The sequence below is a fragment of the Streptomyces sp. DSM 110735 genome (genome assembly GCF_016482685.1).
Lineage (GTDB): Bacteria > Actinomycetota > Actinomycetes > Streptomycetales > Streptomycetaceae > Streptomyces.
This window is the reverse complement of sequence record NZ_JACYHF010000003.1, coordinates 540234-557529: the sequence shown is the minus strand read 5'-3', so window position 1 is coordinate 557529 and position 17296 is coordinate 540234. Positions and strand designations below refer to the sequence as shown.

The window sequence follows — 17296 nt, the reverse complement described above, 5'->3', positions numbered from 1 at the left end:
CGCAGACCTTCGTACCCCAAGGAGTCGATCCACCATGGCGAGCGATGCGCCGACCGCCCACGCAACCGACCTCGACTGGCTGCTGAGCGGCCTCGTGCAGCGCGTTCCCCACACCGGCAGCGCGGTGCTCCTGTCCTGCGACGGCCTGGTGAAGTCCGTGCACGGACTCGACCCCGACAGCGCGGACCACATGGCCGCGCTCGCCTCCGGTCTGTACTCGCTGGGCCGCAGCGCGGGCGTCCGGTTCGGCGACGGCGGGGACGTGCGCCAGGTCGTGGTGGAACTCGACTCGACCCTGCTGTTCGTCACCACCGCGGGCTCCGGCACCTGTCTCGCCGTGCTCGCGGGCCGCGAGGCCGACGCCGCCGTGCTCGGGTACGAGATGGCGATGCTGGTCAAGAGCGTCCGCCCGTACCTCGTGACCGCCCCCCGGCAGCAGGCCGCCGACACCCCGGCGACGAGGCATTGAGCGTGACGACGGCCGGCGACGGGCCCTGGCTGGACGACGCGGCCGGGCGACTGGTCAGACCGTTCACCGTCAGCAACGGCCGCACCGAACCGACCGTCGCCCTGGACCTCATCTCCCAGGTGAGGGCCACCGGCGTCGCCCCGCTCGGCTACCTCGGTCCCGAGTACGCCCAGGCGATCGACCTGTGCCGCGGACCCCTCACGGTCGCCGAGGTCGCCGCGCACCTGAGACTCCCCGCCGCCGTCACCAAGGTGCTGCTCTCGGACCTCGTCGACTGCGGGGCGCTCACCACCAAGCCCCCCGCCTTCCACCACAACCCCACTGACCGGTCTCTGCTGGAGGCAGTGCTCGATGGACTACGACGACAGCTCTGACCCTTTCCCCACCGCGCTCAAGATCCTGGTGGCGGGCGGGTTCGGGGTCGGCAAGACCACCTTCGTGGGAGCGGTCAGCGAGATCGCGCCGCTCAGCACGGAGGAGCTGCTGACCACGGTCGGCGCGGCCACCGACAACCTCGACGGCGTCGAGAACAAGGTCGAGACGACCGTCGCCATGGACTTCGGGCGGATCACCCTCGATCCGGAGCACGTGCTGTACCTGTTCGGCACGCCCGGGCAGGAGCGGTTCTGGTTCATGTGGGACGAGCTCTGTGAGGGCGCGCTCGGCGCGGTCGTCCTCGCCGACACCCGCCGCCTGGAGGAGTGCTTCGCCGCCGTGGACTTCTTCGAGGAACGCGGACTGGGCTTCATCATCGCCGTCAACGAGTTCGACGGAGCCTTCCGCTACGACCCCGACGAGGTGCGCGCGGCTCTCGACCTCGGTCCCGGGACACCGGTGGTGCCGTGCGACGCCCGTATCTCCAGCTCCGGCGTACAGACCCTGCTCACCCTCGTACGCCATCTCATCGCCCACACCCCCGCGCCCGCGCCACGCCACAGCGCCCACATGTGACCGCCACACATGTATCCAGCCCACATATGCGCCGCCCCGCCGCCCACATATGACTCGCCCACATGTGACCACCGCACACAGCCCTGGAGTCGCCCCATGAGGTACGCCCACCGCCACGGAGCCCGGTCATGATGTACGAGCCGGCCCGCCGTGTCCGTGGCCTGCTGCTCACCCCGGAGGACAAGGAGGCGCCCGCCCGGACGGCCAAGCTGCGCCGCATGGGTCTCGGGGAACGCCCCGAACCCGCGCTCGACGTCTACGCGGACCACCTCGCCCTGCTCACCGGCGCGCCGTACGCCATGGTCAACTTCGTCGGCGAGGAGCATCAGTTCTTCGCCGGGCTGAGCAGTCCCGCCGTGGCGCCCCTCGTCCGAGAGGACGGCACCAGGCCCGAGGTCGGCCGGGTGCTCCCCCGCGAACACGGCTTCTGCCCCCATGTGGTGGTCCGCCGCAAGGCGCTCGTGCTGGAGGACGTGCGCGACTATCCGCGCTTCGCCGGGAACCCCGTCGTGGACGACCTCGGCATCCGCTCCTACCTCGGCGCCCCCCTCATCGACAGCTCCGGCATGGTGCTGGGCACCGTGTGCGCGGCGGACACATCCCCCCGCTCCTGGGGCCAGTCGGGCCTGGACACCATCAAGGCCCTCGCCGTCGAACTCACCGGCCGCATCGAACGGTCCGCCACCGACGGCCTGCCCCTCTGAACGAACGGCACGGCACGCCCCGCCCCGCCCCGACAGCACACCGGCAACGGCACCGGCACCCCGCCCGAACCGGCGGCACCCCGCCCCGGCAAGCCCACCGCTGCTCCGAACGAGTCGCGCCCAAACCGGTCATAGAAACCCCTCGTCCGCCCCGGAGCCCAGTCCCCGCAAGGCGTGAAGCGGAGCTGAGGCTCCGGTTAAGAAAAGCTCGATGGACCCGGACCCGCGCATACGGCAGATTGCAGGGTGATTCCACCTCTCCGACCCGGTGCGGCCCCTTTCGGTGTGCCCGCGTGGCCGGGCCTCACCCTCAGGAGCCGTAGCGTTGAAGGCGCTGGTCAAGGACAAGGCGGAGCCCGGGCTCTGGCTCACGGACGTGCCCGAGCCCACCGTGGGCCCCGGTGACGTACTGATCAAGGTCATGCGGACCGGTATCTGCGGCACCGACCTGCACATCCGGAACTGGGACGGCTGGGCGCAGCAGGCTGTGCGCACCCCGCTCGTGCTCGGCCACGAGTTCGTCGGCGAGGTCGCGGAACTCGGCCGCGACGTCACCGAGATCAGCGTCGGTGACCGGGTCAGCGGCGAGGGTCACCTGGTGTGCGGCAAGTGCCGCAACTGTCTGGCAGGGCGCCGCCACCTGTGCCGGGCCACCATCGGCCTTGGTGTGGGGCGCGACGGCGCGTTCGCGGAATATGTGGTGCTGCCCGCCACCAATGTGTGGGTGCACCGTGTTCCGGTCGATCTCGATGTGGCCGCCATCTTCGACCCGTTCGGCAACGCCGTGCACACGGCGCTTTCCTTCCCGCTGGTCGGCGAGGACGTGCTGATCACCGGCGCGGGCCCGATCGGTCTGATGGCCGCCGCCGTCGCCCGGCACGCCGGTGCCCGCAACGTCGTCGTCACCGACGTCAGCGAGGAGCGCCTCGCGCTGGCCCGCAAGATCGGCGCGAGCCTCGCCCTCAACGTCTCGCACTCCACCATCGCGGACGGACAGCGCGAGCTGGGTCTGCGCGAGGGCTTCGACATCGGCCTGGAGATGTCCGGCCGCGCCGAGGCACTGCAGGACATGATCGCCAACATGACCAACGGCGGCCGGATCGCCATGCTCGGCCTGCCGTCGCAGGAGTTCCCGGTGGACTGGGCCAGGATCGTCACCTCGATGATCACCCTCAAGGGCATCTACGGCCGGGAGATGTTCGAGACCTGGTACGCGATGTCGGTGCTGCTCGAAGGCGGTCTCGACCTCACGCCCGTGATCACCGGCCGGTACGACTACCGTGACTTCGACGCCGCCTTCGAGGACGCGGCGAGCGGCACCGGCGGCAAGGTCATCCTCGACTGGACCGCGTAACCCCGCACCCGGCGGGGACCGCGACACCCCCTACACCCGTCAGCACCTTCAGAGGAGCCCACCCCATGTTCGACTCCGTGCGCGACGACCTGCGCGCCACCCTCGACGAGATCCGCGCCGCCGGTCTGCACAAGCCCGAGCGCGTCATCGGCACCCCGCAGTCCGCGACCGTCGCCGTCACCGCCGGCGGCCGCCCCGGCGAGGTCCTCAACTTCTGCGCCAACAACTACCTCGGCCTCGCCGACCACCCCGACGTGGTCGCCGCCGCCCACGAGGCGCTGGACCGCTGGGGCTACGGCATGGCCTCCGTCCGCTTCATCTGCGGCACCCAGGAGGTCCACAAGGAGCTGGAGGCGCGCCTGTCGGCGTTCCTCGGCCAGGAGGACACGATCCTCTACTCCTCCTGCTTCGACGCCAACGGCGGTGTCTTCGAGACCCTGCTCGGCGCCGAGGACGCGGTGATCTCCGACGCCCTCAACCACGCCTCCATCATCGACGGCATCCGCCTGTCCAAGGCCCGCCGCTTCCGTTACGCCAACCGCGACCTCGCGGACCTGGAGACCCAGCTCAAGGAGGCGACGGCGGGCGGCGCGCGGCGCAAGCTCATCGTCACCGACGGCGTCTTCTCCATGGACGGCTACGTCGCCCCGCTCGCCGAGATCTGCGACCTCGCCGACCGCTACGACGCGATGGTCATGGTCGACGACTCGCACGCCGTCGGCTTCGTCGGCCCCACCGGCCGCGGCACCCCCGAGCTGCACGGCGTCATGGACCGCGTCGACATCATCACCGGCACCCTCGGCAAGGCCCTCGGCGGCGCCTCCGGCGGCTACGTCGCCGCCCGCGCCGAGATCGTCGCCCTGCTGCGCCAGCGCTCGCGCCCCTACCTGTTCTCCAACACCCTCGCCCCGGTCATCGCCGCCGCCTCCCTGAAGGTCCTCGACCTGCTGGAGTCCGCCGACGACCTGCGCGTCCGCCTGGCCGAGAACACCGCCCTGTTCCGCAGCCGCATGACCGAGGAGGGCTTCGACATCCTCCCCGGCGACCACGCCATCGCGCCCGTCATGATCGGTGACGCCTCAGAGGCGGGCCGCATGGCCGAGCTGCTCCTGGAGCGCGGCGTTTACGTGATCGGCTTCTCCTACCCGGTCGTCCCGCAGGGCCAGGCCCGCATCCGCGTCCAGCTCTCGGCCGCGCACTCCACGGAGGACGTCAACCGCGCGGTGGACGCCTTCGTCGCGGCCCGCGCCGCGCTGCAGGGCTGATCCGACGGCCGAAGGCCGAAGCACACGCCTGAAGACAGGTGGCCGCCCCGAGCTGTAGGGGGCGGCCACATGTCTTGTCCGCACAGGGGATGTCGTGCGGACCTGTTGGCCGGGCACATGTGGTCCCGCCCTGTGGTCCCGCCCCGGGTCCACCCCGGTCCCATCCCGAGGCGCGGCCGAAAACATGCGGTCCCTTGCGATAATGGTCCTCATGATCGAGGCTCGGCGGCTCCACATCCTCCGTGCGGTCGCCGACCACCGGACGGTCACGGCGGCCGCCGCCGCGCTCTATCTGACCCCCTCCGCCGTCTCCCAGCAGCTCACCGCGCTGGAGCAGGAGACCGGTCACCGCTTGGTGGACCGGTCCGCGAAGGGCGTACGGCTCACCCCGGCAGGGGAGATCCTGCTCGGCCACACCAATCTCGTCCTCGCCCAGTTGGAACGCGCCGAGGCCGAGCTGGCCGCCTACGGCAAGGGGGAGGCGGGCACCGTCACCCTGGCGGCGTTCGCGACCGGCATCGCCGGGGTCGTGGCGCCCGCCGTGACCCGGCTCGCCCGCTCCGCACCCGGTATCGGCATCCGCGTCCAGGACGCCGAGGGTGACGAGAGCCTGCGGATGCTCCTCGACCGGCAGGTGGACGTCGCGGTGACGGTCGAGTACCGGGGCGCGCCGCCCGCCGACGACCCGCGCCTCACCCATGTCCCGCTGTACGCCGAGCCGTTCGACGCGGTCGTACCCGTCGCGCACCGCCTCGCGGACGCCCCCGTCATCCCCCTCGCGGACCTCGCCAAGGACCCCTGGATCGGCCCGTACCCCGGCAACCCCTGCCACGACGTGGTCGTCCTCGCCTGCGAGAGCGCCGGATTCCAGCCCCGTCTGGAGCACTCCTCCGACGACTTCCGCGCCGTCGTCGCCCTGGCCTCGGCGGACGCGGGCGTCGCGCTCGTACCCCGCTCGGCGCTGCGCGGCATGGACCTCACTGGTGTGGTCGTACGCCCCGTGGACGGCGTCGCCCCCACCCGCCGCGTCTTCGCCGCCGTACGACGCGGCGCCGAGGACCACCCCCTGATCCGCCCGGTCCTCGACGCCCTGGGCTGCGCGGCACGAGCCGCGGACTCGACCGCGTGACGCGCCCTTAACACCCCTGTCTCACATCAGGGATAGCGTCCCGGATATGAGACAACCGGACAGGGGACAACCGGGCATGAGGCACGACCCCGACCCCGTCGACGCCCGCCTCGGCGCCCGGCTGTCCGCGCTGCGCACCCAACACGGCTGGTCCCTGGACGAGTTGGCCGAGCGCAGCGGGGTCAGCCGCTCCACGCTCTCGCGGACCGAGCGCGCCGAGACCAGCGCCACCGCCGCCGTCCTCAACCGCCTCTGCCACGTCTACGGCCGCACGATGTCCCAACTGCTCAGCGAGGTCGAGACCGCACCGGACGCGGTGGTCCGCGCCGAGGGGCAGCAGGTGTGGGCCGACCACACTTCGGGCTTCGTCCGGCGTGCCGTGTCCCCGCCGCACCCGGCCCTGCGCGGCGAACTGGTCGAGGGCAGGCTCTCGCCCGGCGCCGACATCGCCTACGACCGCCCGCCCGTGCCGGGTCTTGAACAACACCTGTGGGTCCTGTCCGGCGCGCTCGACGTGACGGACGACGGCACCGAGCACCACCTCGGCACCGGCGACTGCCTGCGGATGCGCGTCTTCGGCCCGACGAGGTTCCGCTGCGCCGGATCCGACGAGGTTCGCTATGTACTGGCGGTGGTACGGCCATGAACGTGCTGCGCTGGGACGCATCCCAAGTGCGGGACGGCGCCGCCGAGTTGGCGCACCTCCTCACGGACACGGTCGCCGCCGGTGCCTCGGTCGGCTTCCTCGCGCCGCTGGACCGGTCCCGGGCGACGGCCTGGTGGCGCGAGCGGGCGGACGGGGTGGCGCGAGGAGAGCTGGCGGTGTGGGTGGCGGTGGATGGCGGCGGCCGTACGGACGCCGACGCCCGCGCGGAGGATGCGGGTTTCGGCCGCGTGGTCGGCACCATCGGTCTCGCCTTCTCCACCCTCCCCAACGGCCGCCACCGCGCCGAGGTCGTCAAGCTCATGGTGCACCCCTCCGCACGCGGCCAGGGACTGGCCCGCAGCCTCCTCACCACCGCCGAACACGCCGCCGCGACCAGCGGGATCACCCTCCTCCACCTCGACACCGAGACCGGCAGCCCCGCCGAGCGGCTGTACGACACGGCGGGCTGGACCCGGGTCGGCACCATCCCGGACTACGCCACGAACACGGTCGGCACCCCGCGCCCCACGACCCTGTACTACAAGCGGCTCGATCCGCTCCCGGGATGACTGTCAGTGGCAGGGGTTACCGTGCGTGGCATGACGGACGCAGAAGACGTACGCCGGATCGCCCTGTCCCTGCCGGAGGTGACGGAGAAGACCGCCTGGAGCATGCCGACCTTCCGGGTGGCCGGGAAGATGTTCGCCACGCTGCCCGAGGAGGAGACCTCCCTCGCCGTGCGCTGCCCCAAGGAGGAGCGCGACGAACTGGTCCTGGCCGAGCCGGAGAAGTTCTGGATCGCCGGTCACGAAGCCCAGTTCGCCTGGGTGCGGGCGCGCATAGCCGCGCTGGACGACGAGGCGGAGCTGCGCGCCATCCTCACCGACTCCTGGCGCCAGGCGGCTCCGCCCCGGCTGCTGGAGGCTCACCCGGAACTGGGAACGCCCGAAGCGGGCTGACCACACCGCTCGGCGCCGCTCCTCACACCCGGGCGGGCGCCAGGAAGGCTCCGATCCGCTCCCGCAGGCTCCCCGCGTCCAGCCCGTGCGCGGCCACGTGCTCCTCGATCGTGCCGTACCGGCGCAGCTCGCGGCGGGCCACACCGAGACCGAGCACCCGGTGCGGTACGTCGGACAGTGCCTCGCTGACAGCCGCCGTCGAGGTCCCGGCGAGGTACGGCTCCACGAGGACCACGTCGGGACGGGCAGCCTCGGTGGCGCGGCGCAGTCCGGCCGCGTCGAAGGGTCGTACCGTCGTGGCGTAGAGCACGGTCACGTCCAGCCCCTTCGTCGCGGCGAGAACGGCGTCCAGCACCGGGCCCACCGCGAGGACGACCCCGGCGCGCCCCTCGCGCACCGTGAGGAAGTGCTCCCCGTCGACGGTCAGCGGGTCACGGTTGGCCTGGAGGGAGAGGCGGACGTAGACCTTGTCGTCCCCGGCGGCGACGGCGTGCCGCAGCAGGGTCTCCGCCTCGTCGGGGTGACCGGGCACATGCAGGGTCCAGCCGTCCAGGGTGTCGAGGAGGGCGATGTCGCCGGGCGCCATGTGGGTGACGCCTCCCGTCGGCCAGTCGAAGGAGGCGGCCGCGCTGACCAGCACCGCCCCGGTGTCCTGGTGGCCCAGGTCCAGCTTGACCTGTTCGAAGGGCCGCTCCACGAGGAAGCTGGCGAAGGTGTGCACGATCGGGCGGAGTCCGGTGAGCGCGAGTCCGGCGGCGGCGCCGATCAGGAGCTGTTCGCGGATGCCGACGTTGATCACCCGGTCGGGGTGGGCGCGCAGCGCCTCGGAGAAGCCGTCCTTGCCGATCTCCGCGAGCAGGACCGCGACACGCGGGTCCTCCTCCAGCAACCGGGAGGCGACGGGGGCGAACCGGTCACGCATGGTTTCCATGGGGATGGGCCTTTCCACTGGTGAGCACAAGATCAGGGAGATCAGGCGTTCTTCGGCTCGACATGGGCCACGACCACATGGGGGCGGCCGGGGTGCGGGGTGGTGAAGGCGGCGTACAGGGCGTCGTGGTCCCGCCCGTCCACGGTCACGGCGGACCAGCCGGCCGCCTCGAAGCGGGCGGCGATCCCGCCGGGCCGCGCGTGACTGGCGGAGGAGTTGTCCACGACGACCGTGTGCAGGCGGTCGAGACCGGCGGGCCCGGCGAAGGCGATCGCCTCGTGATTGCTGCCCTCGTCCAGCTCGGCGTCCCCGATCAGCACCCACACGGCCGGGTCGTGCAGCCCCTGCGCGCGCAGCCCGAGCGCGGTCCCGACGCCGATCGGCAGCCCGTGCCCGAGCGAGCCGCTGCCGATCTCGGCGCCCGGCACCAGCACCCGGTCGGGGTGATGGCCGAGCGGCGAGTCGTAGCCGCCGAAACCGGGCAGCCACTCCACGGGGACGAAGCCCTTGGCGGCGAGCACGGCGTAGTACGCCATCGGCCCGTGCCCCTTGCTCAGCAGGAACCGGTCCCGCCGGGGGTCGTCCTGCCGCTCCGGCGTGACGCGCAGCACCCGGTCGTAGAGCACCCACAGCACGTCCAGCGTGGAGGTGGCGGCCGGACCGTGCTTCTCGTCGCCCGTCATGAGCCCCATGAGTCCGTCCAGGTCGGCGTAGGTGCCGGGGGTCTCGGCGGGGGTGCCGTCGGACCGGCGGCCGGGACGGTGGTCGTTCGCGGTGATCGTCATACCGTCGATCGTGCAACCTCGACCAGACTTGAGGTCAACCGTTTACGGATGCGCGACCACCGACCCGAGTGCGGTATTGTTTCCCTGCACGTTGCGACCGGGGAAACCCCAGGTCAAACGGCATCGGGACGTGGCGCAGCTTGGTAGCGCACTTGACTGGGGGTCAAGGGGTCGCAGGTTCAAATCCTGTCGTCCCGACTCGTGAGAGTCGCAGTTCAGGGCCGGTTTCGGAGAGATCCGAGACCGGCCCTGAGCCGTTGTGGTGCTGTTCCGGTTCGGCGGGTCAGCCCTGCGGAGTGGTGTCGCGGAGTTCGGCGCGGCGGATCTTGCCGGTCTGGGTCTTGGGCAGGTCGGCGATGAAGTGGGCCCGGCGGGGACACTTGTAGGCGGCCAGCCGCTCGCGGGAGAAGGCGATCAGCTCCTCCTCGGTGGCGCTCAGGCCCGACTTGAGGGAGACGTAGGCGACCACCGTCTCGCCGCGGTACTCGTCAGGGCGGCCGACGACGGCTGCCTCCAGCACCGAGGGGTGCTCGTACAGCGCGTCCTCGACCTCGCGCGGCCAGACCTTGTAGCCGGACACGTTGATCTGGTCCTTGAGCCGGTCCACCAGGTAGACCCAGCCCTGCTCGTCGATGACGGCGACGTCACCGGTGCGCAGTCGTCCCTCCGGCATCGTCAGCTCGGTGACCTCGGGCTTTCCCCAGTAACCGGGCACCACCTGCGGTCCGCTCAGCTCCAGCTCGCCCTGCTCCCCGTGCGGCACCGGCCGCCCCTCGGGGTCCACCACCCGGGCGGTGAGCCCCGGCAGCGGCATCCCGATGGACAGGGTGCCGCTCGGCAGGTGGACCGGCGCCCTGAGCCCCGCGGGCACCGCGATGACGGCGGACGTCGTCTCGGTCATCCCGTAGCCGTTGTGGATGTAGGCGCCGAACCGCTTCTCGAACCGCTCGACGGTCGCGGGCGGGATCGGCGCGCCGCCCGAATACAGGCTCTTCACCGACGCGAAGTGCTCCGGACCGGCGTGCGGCAGCTCGTAGATCGCGTTGTACGCCGTGATGGAGCCGATCGTGTACGTCACCTTGTGCTCGGCGAACGCCTCCAGGGCGATCTCGGGGTGGAACCGTCCCGCGAGGACGAGCGTGGTGTCGGTGAGCAGGGAGAGCGCCGCGTTGACCACCGCGCCGGTGATGTGGAACAGCGGGGCCATGGCGAACACCACGTCCCCCTCGCTCACCCCGGTCCACGGCGCGCAGGTCGCCACCACGCCGAGGACGTTGCCGTGGGTGTTCATGGCGCCCTTGGGCGGTCCGGTCGTACCGGAGGTGTACGTCAGGAACGCGACGTCGTCCCGGACCGGGTGCACCGGGGAGGGGCGGCGGCCGGTGAACTCCTCGATCAGCGCCTTCAGGTCGCCGTCCGGGGCGGGGGAGGGGCGTTCCGCCGTCGCGAAGACCCGGGCGTCGTCGCGGGACTGGAAGTCCAGCGCCGAGGTGCTGACCGTCCACCGCACCGTGCCGCCCGCCAGGGTGCCGACGGTCTCCTCGGCGTCGGTGTCCGCGCAGACGATCCCCACCGCCCCGGCGTCGTCCACGATCCGGCGCAACTCCTGCCGCCGGTACATGGGGTTGAGCCCCAGCGCCGTGGCACCCAGCTTCCACAGGGCCAGCAGCGCCAGGACGTAACCCGGCACGTTCTGGAGATACACGCCGACACGGTCGCCCCGCTTGGTTCCACGGGCTTCGAACGCGGCGGCCAGGGCGTCCGTCGCGGAGTCCAACTCCCTTGCGGACAGCGCCCCGTCGAAGTAGCGCAGCGCCACGCCGTCCGGGTTCCCCGCCACGCGAGCCTTCCACGCGGACAGGAGGGAGTCGTGTCGCGGGAGACCCGCCGCGGGGTTTTCGGGAGCCGTCATGTGTCGTCCCTCCCGCCCGCCGACGCGGGCCAGTCGCTGCATACCGAGCGGTCGCTCGGTGAAGGATCGGAGTGGCGGGAGCGCGGTGTCAAGGGGTGCGGCAGTCCCGTACCGGACGAGGCCGCATACTGACCTGCCGAGGGGACGAGGGTCCGGGGCGAGGGGAGTGCTGTGACCGAGACGGATGCCGGGACGGCGTGGCGGACGTACGCGGACCGGGACCTGCCGCCCATCCTCGAGACCGCCCTCGCCTGCTTCGTGGAGCACGGCTACCACGGGACGACGATCCGGACCGTGGCGTCCCGGGCGGGGCTCTCCGTGCCGGGGCTGTACTACCACTACGCCTCCAAGCAGGCGCTGCTCGTCGCGCTCGTCTCCCACGCCATGGACGACCTGTGGCGACGCAGCACCGCGGCACTAAGGGAGGCGGGCGACGACGTCCGGCGCCGGTTCGACCTGCTCGTGGAGTGCCTCGTGCTGTTCCACGCCCACCGGCGCGACCTGGCGTTCATCGCCTACAGCGAGATCCGCAGCCTCACCGGGGACGCCCGCGCCACCTACATCGCCGCCCGCGACCGCCAGCAGCGGCTGATGGACCACGTCGTCGAGAGCGGCGTCGCACAGGGGGTCTTCACGACGCCCTACCCGCGCGAGGCGGGCAGGGCGATCGTCACCATGTGCACGGGCGTCTCGCAGTGGTATCGCGCCGGTGGCGAGCACTCCCCGCCGGAACTCGCGGAGCGGTACCGCGCCATGACACGGATGACGGCGGGCGCGCGGCCATGACGGGGCGGTGACGGGCGGGGCTCAGGACCGGCGCCAGCCCCGCATGTCGACCGGCCACCGCTCCAGCACGCGGTCGCCGTCGACCAGGTGGAGGGTGTCGTGGAGGGCCACGGTGGGGTCGACGTGGGAGGGGCGCACCCGGACCAGCTCTCCGACGGCGGGCAGCGGTCCGTCCGGGATGCTGAACGTCGTGTGTTCGTCGGAGCAGAACCAGACCTCCGCGCCGTCGATGGCCGGGAGCCCGTGGTCGAGTCCGAGCGATTTGAGACCGACGTCGACGACCGCCCAGCCGGACGAGACCGAGATGACCGTGCCCAGGACGAAGAGCGCCTGCCGGAAGGGCTGGCCGAGCTGTTCGTAGGCGGTGTCCATGAGGGCGTACGAGCCCGCCTGGATCTCGTTGGCCCAGGTGTTGACCGTGCAGGTGCCGGTTCCTCCGGCGCTGATGACGTCGCCTCCGACGGCGGCGCTCGCGGCGAGCAGCTCCCGCATCGCCTGCTCGGTCCGTTCCCGGCGCTCCTCCTCCTTCGCCACGAGCATGAGGTGGCCCTCGTAGCCCATGACGCCGCGCACGACCAGCCCGGCGCCTCGGGCGAGGTCGGCGAGCCGACCGGCTTCGCCGGGCGGGCAGCCGCAGCGGGGCAGTCCGACGTTGACGTCGACGAGGACCTCGCGCACCCCGCCGGAAGCGGCGGCCCGGACCGTCTCGGGCGAGTCCACGGCGACCGTCACCCGGTGCCCCTGCTCGACCAGTTGCCCCAGGCGGCGGGTCTCCAGCACCTCGTTGGCCAGCAGCAGATCCTCACCGAGACCGGCCGCCGCCATGACCTCGACCTCGCGGACCGTCGCGCAGGTGAAGCCCCGGTGCCCGTTGGCGTACTGAAGCCGGGCCAGGCTCGTGCACTTGTGTGCCTTGACGTGCGGCCGGAGGCGGGCGCCGGGCAGCTCGGCGGTCATCGTGTCGAGGTTGTGGCGCAGTGCCGTCCGGTCGACCAGGAGCGCGGGGGTCTGCAGTTCGCTGATGAGCACGTTCTACCTGCCTTTCGTGGTCCGGTCGCCGACGCCGTGGGAGCCGTCGGGCGACGGCGCGGCGCCGGGGCTTCCGACCGGGCCGAGCACTCTGCGCAGATGGGCGTTGGTGAAGGTGCCCCGCGGGTCGAGTCGCGAGCGGACCGCCTGGAACCGGTCCCACGCCGGGTAGCGGGCGGCGAGTCCCTCGGCCTCCATGAAGTGCCGTTTGCCCCAGTGCGGCCGTCCCCCGAACGCCAGGGCGACGTCCTGGACGCGGCGGAAGTACGGCTCCCACGCCATGCCCCGGTACATGTGGACGGCGAGGTACGCGCTCTCGCGGCCGTAGGCGGGGCTGAGGTGGGACAGCTCGTCGGGAGCCACGAACCGCACCTCGACCGGGAATCCCACGTCGAGACGGTCGTGGTCGATCACCCGCAGGATCTCCCGGAGCACCTCGGCGCAGGCAGCGCGCGGCACGGCCCACTCCATCTCCGTGAACCTGACCGAACGCCTGCTGGCGAAGACCCGGTCGCTCCGGTCGACATGCTCGGAGGGGGTCATGAGCCGGGTGACGGCCCGGTTCAGCGACGGGATCCGCGACGGGAAGCGGCGCCCCGCCCGGCACGCCGCCTCGAAGAGACCGTTCTCGGCGAACTCGGCGATCCTTCTCGCCGTCTCACGCGGCGGACGGACGGGGTCCTCGGTGCGGTTGTTCAGCTTCACCAGGGCGGATCGGGCGTGCGGGAACAGGAAGAACTCGAAGTGGTCGTTGGCGTCGACGAGTTCGTCCAGGCGCCCCAGCGTCTCGGCGAGCGGCATCCGCCGGGTCTCGGCGCGCAAGGCGAAGGCCGGTACGACACGCAGGGTGTAGCCGGTGATCACTCCCAGGGCGCCGAGGCTCAGCCGGGCTGCCCGCAGGACCTCGGGATCGTCCTCGGTGCAGGTCAGCGTGGTGCCGTCGGCGAGCACAAGGTCGAGAGCCTCGATCTGGGTGGCGAGGTTGCCGAGCGCGCGGCCCGTTCCGTGGGTGCCGGTGGACAGGGCACCGGCGACGCTCTGCCTGTCGATGTCCCCGAGGTTGGGCAGGGCGAGTCCGTGCCGCGCGAGCTGGAGGTTCAGATCGGCCAGGCGGGTCCCGGCACCGACCGTGACGAGCCCCGCCTCGGGATCGACGTGCCGCAGGCCGCTGATCCGGTCCAGATTCAGCAGCAGACCGTCCGTACAGACCTGGTCGTCGAAGGAGTGGCCGGCGCCGACGACGCGGACGGTCCGGCCGTCGGCGGCCGCCTGTGCGGTCACGGCGGCGATCTCGTCCACCGAGCCCGGGCGCAGAATCCTCAGCGGGGTGCAGGACTGGTCACCGGTCCAGTTGGCCCAGGCGCCCGTCGTGGACGTGCTCTTCGTCATCGCTTGTCCTCCTGAGTCTCCAGGTCGTCGGAGTGCGGGCTGTTCCCGCCGAGAGTCGGCGCCCCGGCCCGGCCCCGCGCCAGCCGGGGTCGCAGACCGGTGAGCCACCACACCGCGGCGAGGGCGAGCCCGCCGAGCACGTAGTCGTTCGCGCTGCGGAACTCGTCCGGCAGCGTCAGCGTCAGGACGACGGCGACCAGGTGGACGAGGGCGGCTCCGAACACGGGTACGGCGAAGCGACCCAGGTCGAACGCCCCGTCGATCGCCGCCAGCCTGCGCCGCCGGTAGCCGTAGGCGAGCACGACCAGGAGGTAGACGAGATACGGCAGTACCGCCGTGGCGCCGACGAGCGTGCCGAAGGCGTTGGAGCTGTTGTAGCCGAAGACCACGACCGCGACGTTGAGCACGTACCCCGTCAGGAGGGCGGGAACGGGCGTCCTCGTCGTGGGGTTGACCCGCCTCAGGAGGGCGGAGCCGGGCAGCATGTTGTCGCGTGCCATGGCGAAGAGCAGGCGCGCGATGACGGCGGCGGAGACCACCATCAGCGCGAACATCGCGAAGACGACCACGCCCACGAAGGCGCGCGCGAGCCCCGCGCCGAGCCAGTACTGGAACACGGCGGGCAGTCCGCCGGACGCGAGCACCTCGTCGCTCGGGACGGCCACGGTGAAGCCGATCAGCACCACCATGCCGAGGACCACCGAGACCACGACACTGCCGAGGATGGCGCGGGGTATCGAGCGCCTGGCGTCCACCGCCTCCTCGGCCACGTCGGCGGCGGCTTCGAACCCGGCCAGGGTGTAGACGCCCACCAGGGACGCCAGCGCGATCGCGTAACCGTAGGACTGGCCCGGCAGGTGGTGGTGTTCGGTGAGGTAGCCGATCCCGTGATCGGTCTCTTTGGTCCCCGCGACCCACAGGAAGAACAGCAGCAGGGCCAGGACGACCGTGCCGACGATCTCCGCGAGAACCGCCACGTTGTTGATCCGGGCGGCCAGTTGCACGCTGATGATGTTGACGAGGTAGGCGACCGTGAGGACCAGCAGCGCGATGAACAGCGTCATGCGCGGCGAGGCGTCGTCGATGCCGAGGACGTACTCGGTGAGCGGCGCGACCGCGAGGTAGACGATGCCGGGTACGCCCACGGCGGCGTACAGGATGCCCAGGGCGCCGATGAACCAGCCGTAGCCGGGTCCGACCAGCCGCGCTCCCCACTGGTAGCCGGCGCCCGCCAGCGGTATCCGGGTGCCCAGCTCGCCGAGGACCAGGGCGACCAGCACCTGCCCGACGCCCACCGCGGGCCAGATCCAGATGCTGACCGGGCCCAAGTGGGTCATTCCGAAAGTGAAGTTGAGGAAGACGCCGGTGGCGATCGACATCACGGAGAACGACACCGAGAACAGCGAGAACCAGCTCAACGACCGGCGCAGCTCCTGCCGGTAGCCGAACGCGTCGACCGTGCCCTCGTCTCCCGCGGGCCGCTCCCGCGGCTCGGGCGCGGTCATTCGGCACCCGCGGCGCCGAGCGCGGAGTCGACGACCGTGTCGAGCGCGTCCCCATAGGGCGGGAACATCAGCTCGATCAGATCGTCCCGGCCACGCCTGACGACGCCGCGCGGGTTGGAGAACTCCCGGAAGCCGTCCACCCCGTGGTGCCGCCCGTGCCCGCTGCGTCCGATGCCGCCGAATCCGAGAGAGGGCACGGCGGCCTGCACCGCACAGGTGTTGACGCACGCGCCCCCGGAAACGGTGGTGGCCAGGAGCTGTTCGGCGGTGCCGGGGTCCTGTGCGAAGACGTAGAGACCCAGGGGCCGTTCACCCTGGTTGACGTAGGTGACGGCGTCCTCGATCGCGTCGTAGGGCTTGACCGGCAGGATCGGTCCGAAGATCTCCTCGCGCATGAGAGCGAGGTCGTCGGGCGGGTCGATCACCAGCGTCAGCGGCATCCGCCGCGTGGCCGTGTCCGGACCGGTGTCGTCGGTCCGCACCACCGTGACGCCCCGGCTCCTGGCCTCCTCGACCAGGCCGACGAGGCGGGTCAGATGGCGTTCGGTGATGATGCCCGTACAGTCCGGCGAGGAGGCGAAACCCGGTACCCGCTCGCGCATGTGCGCGGTCACCAGCTCGGTGAACCGGTCCAGGTCCTTCCGGGGCACCAGGCAGTAGTCGACGGTGACACACATCTGCCCGCTCTTGACCAGTTTCGTTCCGACGATCTGGGCGACGGTGTCCGCGGTGACGCTGTCCTCGTGGACGATCGCCGGGCACTTTCCGCCGAGTTCGAGCGTGGTCGGCACCAGGTTCTCGGCTGCCGCGCGGGCGACCAGGCGTCCGACCTCGGGGTTCCCGGTGTACAGCAGGTGGTCCCACGGCAGGGTCGGGAACTCCCGCGCGAGTTCCAGTCCGCCGGTGACGACGGTGACCTGCTCCGGGTCGAAGGCTTCGGCCAGCATCTCGCGCAGCAGAGCCGAGCACGCGGGGGTGTACTCCGACGGTTTGACGATCACCCGGTTCCCGGCCGCCAGCATGTCGGCGAGGGGACCGAGCGAGAGGTCGAAGGGGAAGTTCCAGGGCGAGATCAGCCCGATGACTCCCTTGGGCTGATGGGTGATCGAGACGTGCGCCGTGCCGAGGAGTCCGGGACCGGCCGGGCGGGTCTCCGGCGCCATCCAGGCTTCGAGGTGTTCGGCGGCGTGGGCGGCCCGCCCGGCCACGCCGAGAATCTCGACGAGATCCGCGAACCCCTCGGGGTGCACGGCGAAGTCGGCCGACAGCGCCTCCCGGATGCGGTGCCGGTACCCGGTGATCACCTGGGCCAGCGCCTGCAGACTCCGGCGGCGCTCCTCGATCCCCGGTGCCGGGTTCCGCCGGACGCCCGCTGTCTGGGTGGCGAAGGCGGTGCGCAGCGCGGCGATGGCATCGGTATCGGCGTCACCGGTGCTGTGGCCTGGATCGTCACCGAGGCCGACGGTCGTGGTACGGGTCATC

General features: G+C 71.6%; 18 protein-coding genes and 1 tRNA gene. 12 read left to right on the top strand and 7 right to left on the bottom strand.

Features of this window, described 5'->3' with window-relative positions; all coding sequences use genetic code 11:
* The first annotated feature begins 34 nt into the window (after window positions 1-34).
* From IF655_RS08010 to IF655_RS07965, 10 genes are all read left to right on the top strand, one after another.
* A complete protein-coding gene (locus tag IF655_RS08010) occupies window positions 35-469 on the top strand; it encodes a roadblock/LC7 domain-containing protein (RefSeq protein ID WP_199583289.1) in 435 nt (144 codons plus the stop codon).
* Between the two features lie 2 nt (window positions 470-471).
* Complete coding sequence (locus IF655_RS08005; RefSeq protein ID WP_199583288.1) at window positions 472-843, top strand: DUF742 domain-containing protein; 372 nt, start codon at window positions 472-474, stop codon at window positions 841-843.
* A complete protein-coding gene (locus tag IF655_RS08000) occupies window positions 821-1420 on the top strand; it encodes an ATP/GTP-binding protein (protein ID WP_199583287.1) in 600 nt (199 codons plus the stop codon). The genes IF655_RS08005 and IF655_RS08000 overlap by 23 nt, the downstream gene beginning before the upstream one ends.
* Window positions 1421-1548: 128 nt before the next feature.
* Window positions 1549-2124 (top strand): GAF domain-containing protein, encoded by a 576-nt coding sequence (locus tag IF655_RS07995; protein ID WP_199583286.1) that lies wholly within the window; start codon window positions 1549-1551, stop codon window positions 2122-2124.
* Window positions 2125-2449: 325 nt separating this feature from the next.
* Entirely contained in the window at window positions 2450-3478 is a 1029-nt protein-coding gene (tdh, locus tag IF655_RS07990) for an L-threonine 3-dehydrogenase (protein WP_199583285.1), read from the top strand.
* 65 nt (window positions 3479-3543) lie between these two features.
* Window positions 3544-4743, top strand: a complete 1200-nt coding sequence (locus IF655_RS07985) for a glycine C-acetyltransferase (protein ID WP_199583284.1) — start codon at window positions 3544-3546, stop codon at window positions 4741-4743.
* A 211-nt stretch (window positions 4744-4954) separates the two neighbouring features.
* On the top strand, window positions 4955-5872 hold the full coding sequence (locus IF655_RS07980) for a LysR family transcriptional regulator (protein WP_199583283.1): 918 nt from the start codon (window positions 4955-4957) through the stop codon (window positions 5870-5872).
* A gap of 76 nt (window positions 5873-5948) precedes the next feature.
* On the top strand, window positions 5949-6518 hold the full coding sequence (locus IF655_RS07975; protein ID WP_199583282.1) for a helix-turn-helix domain-containing protein: 570 nt from the start codon (window positions 5949-5951) through the stop codon (window positions 6516-6518).
* Window positions 6515-7087: a GNAT family N-acetyltransferase gene (locus tag IF655_RS07970; RefSeq protein ID WP_199583281.1), complete on the top strand. Its 573-nt coding sequence runs from the start codon at window positions 6515-6517 to the stop codon at window positions 7085-7087. The genes IF655_RS07975 and IF655_RS07970 overlap by 4 nt, the downstream gene beginning before the upstream one ends.
* A gap of 30 nt (window positions 7088-7117) precedes the next feature.
* Window positions 7118-7477 (top strand): MmcQ/YjbR family DNA-binding protein, encoded by a 360-nt coding sequence (locus IF655_RS07965; RefSeq protein ID WP_199583280.1) that lies wholly within the window; start codon window positions 7118-7120, stop codon window positions 7475-7477.
* Window positions 7478-7499: 22 nt separating this feature from the next.
* Here IF655_RS07965 and IF655_RS07960 read toward each other — a convergent pair whose 3' ends face one another.
* Together IF655_RS07960 and IF655_RS07955 are read right to left on the bottom strand one after the other, a co-directional pair.
* Entirely contained in the window at window positions 7500-8408 is a 909-nt protein-coding gene (locus tag IF655_RS07960; protein WP_199583279.1) for a transketolase family protein, read from the bottom strand.
* 41 nt (window positions 8409-8449) lie between these two features.
* Window positions 8450-9193 (bottom strand): transketolase, encoded by a 744-nt coding sequence (locus IF655_RS07955; protein ID WP_374100178.1) that lies wholly within the window; start codon window positions 9191-9193, stop codon window positions 8450-8452.
* A 124-nt stretch (window positions 9194-9317) separates the two neighbouring features.
* Here IF655_RS07955 and IF655_RS07950 point away from each other — a divergent pair.
* Window positions 9318-9391 (top strand) — tRNA-Pro (locus IF655_RS07950).
* Window positions 9392-9476: 85 nt separating this feature from the next.
* On the opposite strand, the gene IF655_RS07945 is transcribed toward IF655_RS07950, so the two are convergent.
* Complete coding sequence (locus tag IF655_RS07945) at window positions 9477-11105, bottom strand: class I adenylate-forming enzyme family protein (RefSeq protein ID WP_199583278.1); 1629 nt, start codon at window positions 11103-11105, stop codon at window positions 9477-9479.
* A gap of 171 nt (window positions 11106-11276) precedes the next feature.
* On the opposite strand from IF655_RS07945, the gene IF655_RS07940 reads away from it, so the two are divergent.
* The gene (locus IF655_RS07940) at window positions 11277-11891 is read left to right on the top strand and encodes a TetR/AcrR family transcriptional regulator (protein ID WP_199583277.1); all 615 of its coding nucleotides are present in this window, start codon (window positions 11277-11279) and stop codon (window positions 11889-11891) included.
* Window positions 11892-11912: 21 nt separating this feature from the next.
* Here the strand turns inward: IF655_RS07940 and IF655_RS07935 are convergent, their stop codons facing one another.
* From IF655_RS07935 to IF655_RS07920, 4 genes are read right to left on the bottom strand one after another with little or no spacing between them, the layout of a single operon-like run.
* Window positions 11913-12920 (bottom strand): alanine racemase, encoded by a 1008-nt coding sequence (locus tag IF655_RS07935; protein ID WP_199583276.1) that lies wholly within the window; start codon window positions 12918-12920, stop codon window positions 11913-11915.
* Window positions 12921-12923: 3 nt separating this feature from the next.
* Window positions 12924-14309 (bottom strand): D-arabinono-1,4-lactone oxidase, encoded by a 1386-nt coding sequence (locus IF655_RS07930; RefSeq protein ID WP_199583275.1) that lies wholly within the window; start codon window positions 14307-14309, stop codon window positions 12924-12926.
* Window positions 14306-15814: an amino acid permease gene (locus tag IF655_RS07925; RefSeq protein ID WP_199583274.1), complete on the bottom strand. Its 1509-nt coding sequence runs from the start codon at window positions 15812-15814 to the stop codon at window positions 14306-14308. The genes IF655_RS07930 and IF655_RS07925 overlap by 4 nt, the downstream gene beginning before the upstream one ends.
* A complete protein-coding gene (locus IF655_RS07920) occupies window positions 15811-17295 on the bottom strand; it encodes an aldehyde dehydrogenase family protein (RefSeq protein WP_199583273.1) in 1485 nt (494 codons plus the stop codon). The genes IF655_RS07925 and IF655_RS07920 overlap by 4 nt, the downstream gene beginning before the upstream one ends.
* Between the last annotated feature and the right edge of the window lies 1 nt (window position 17296).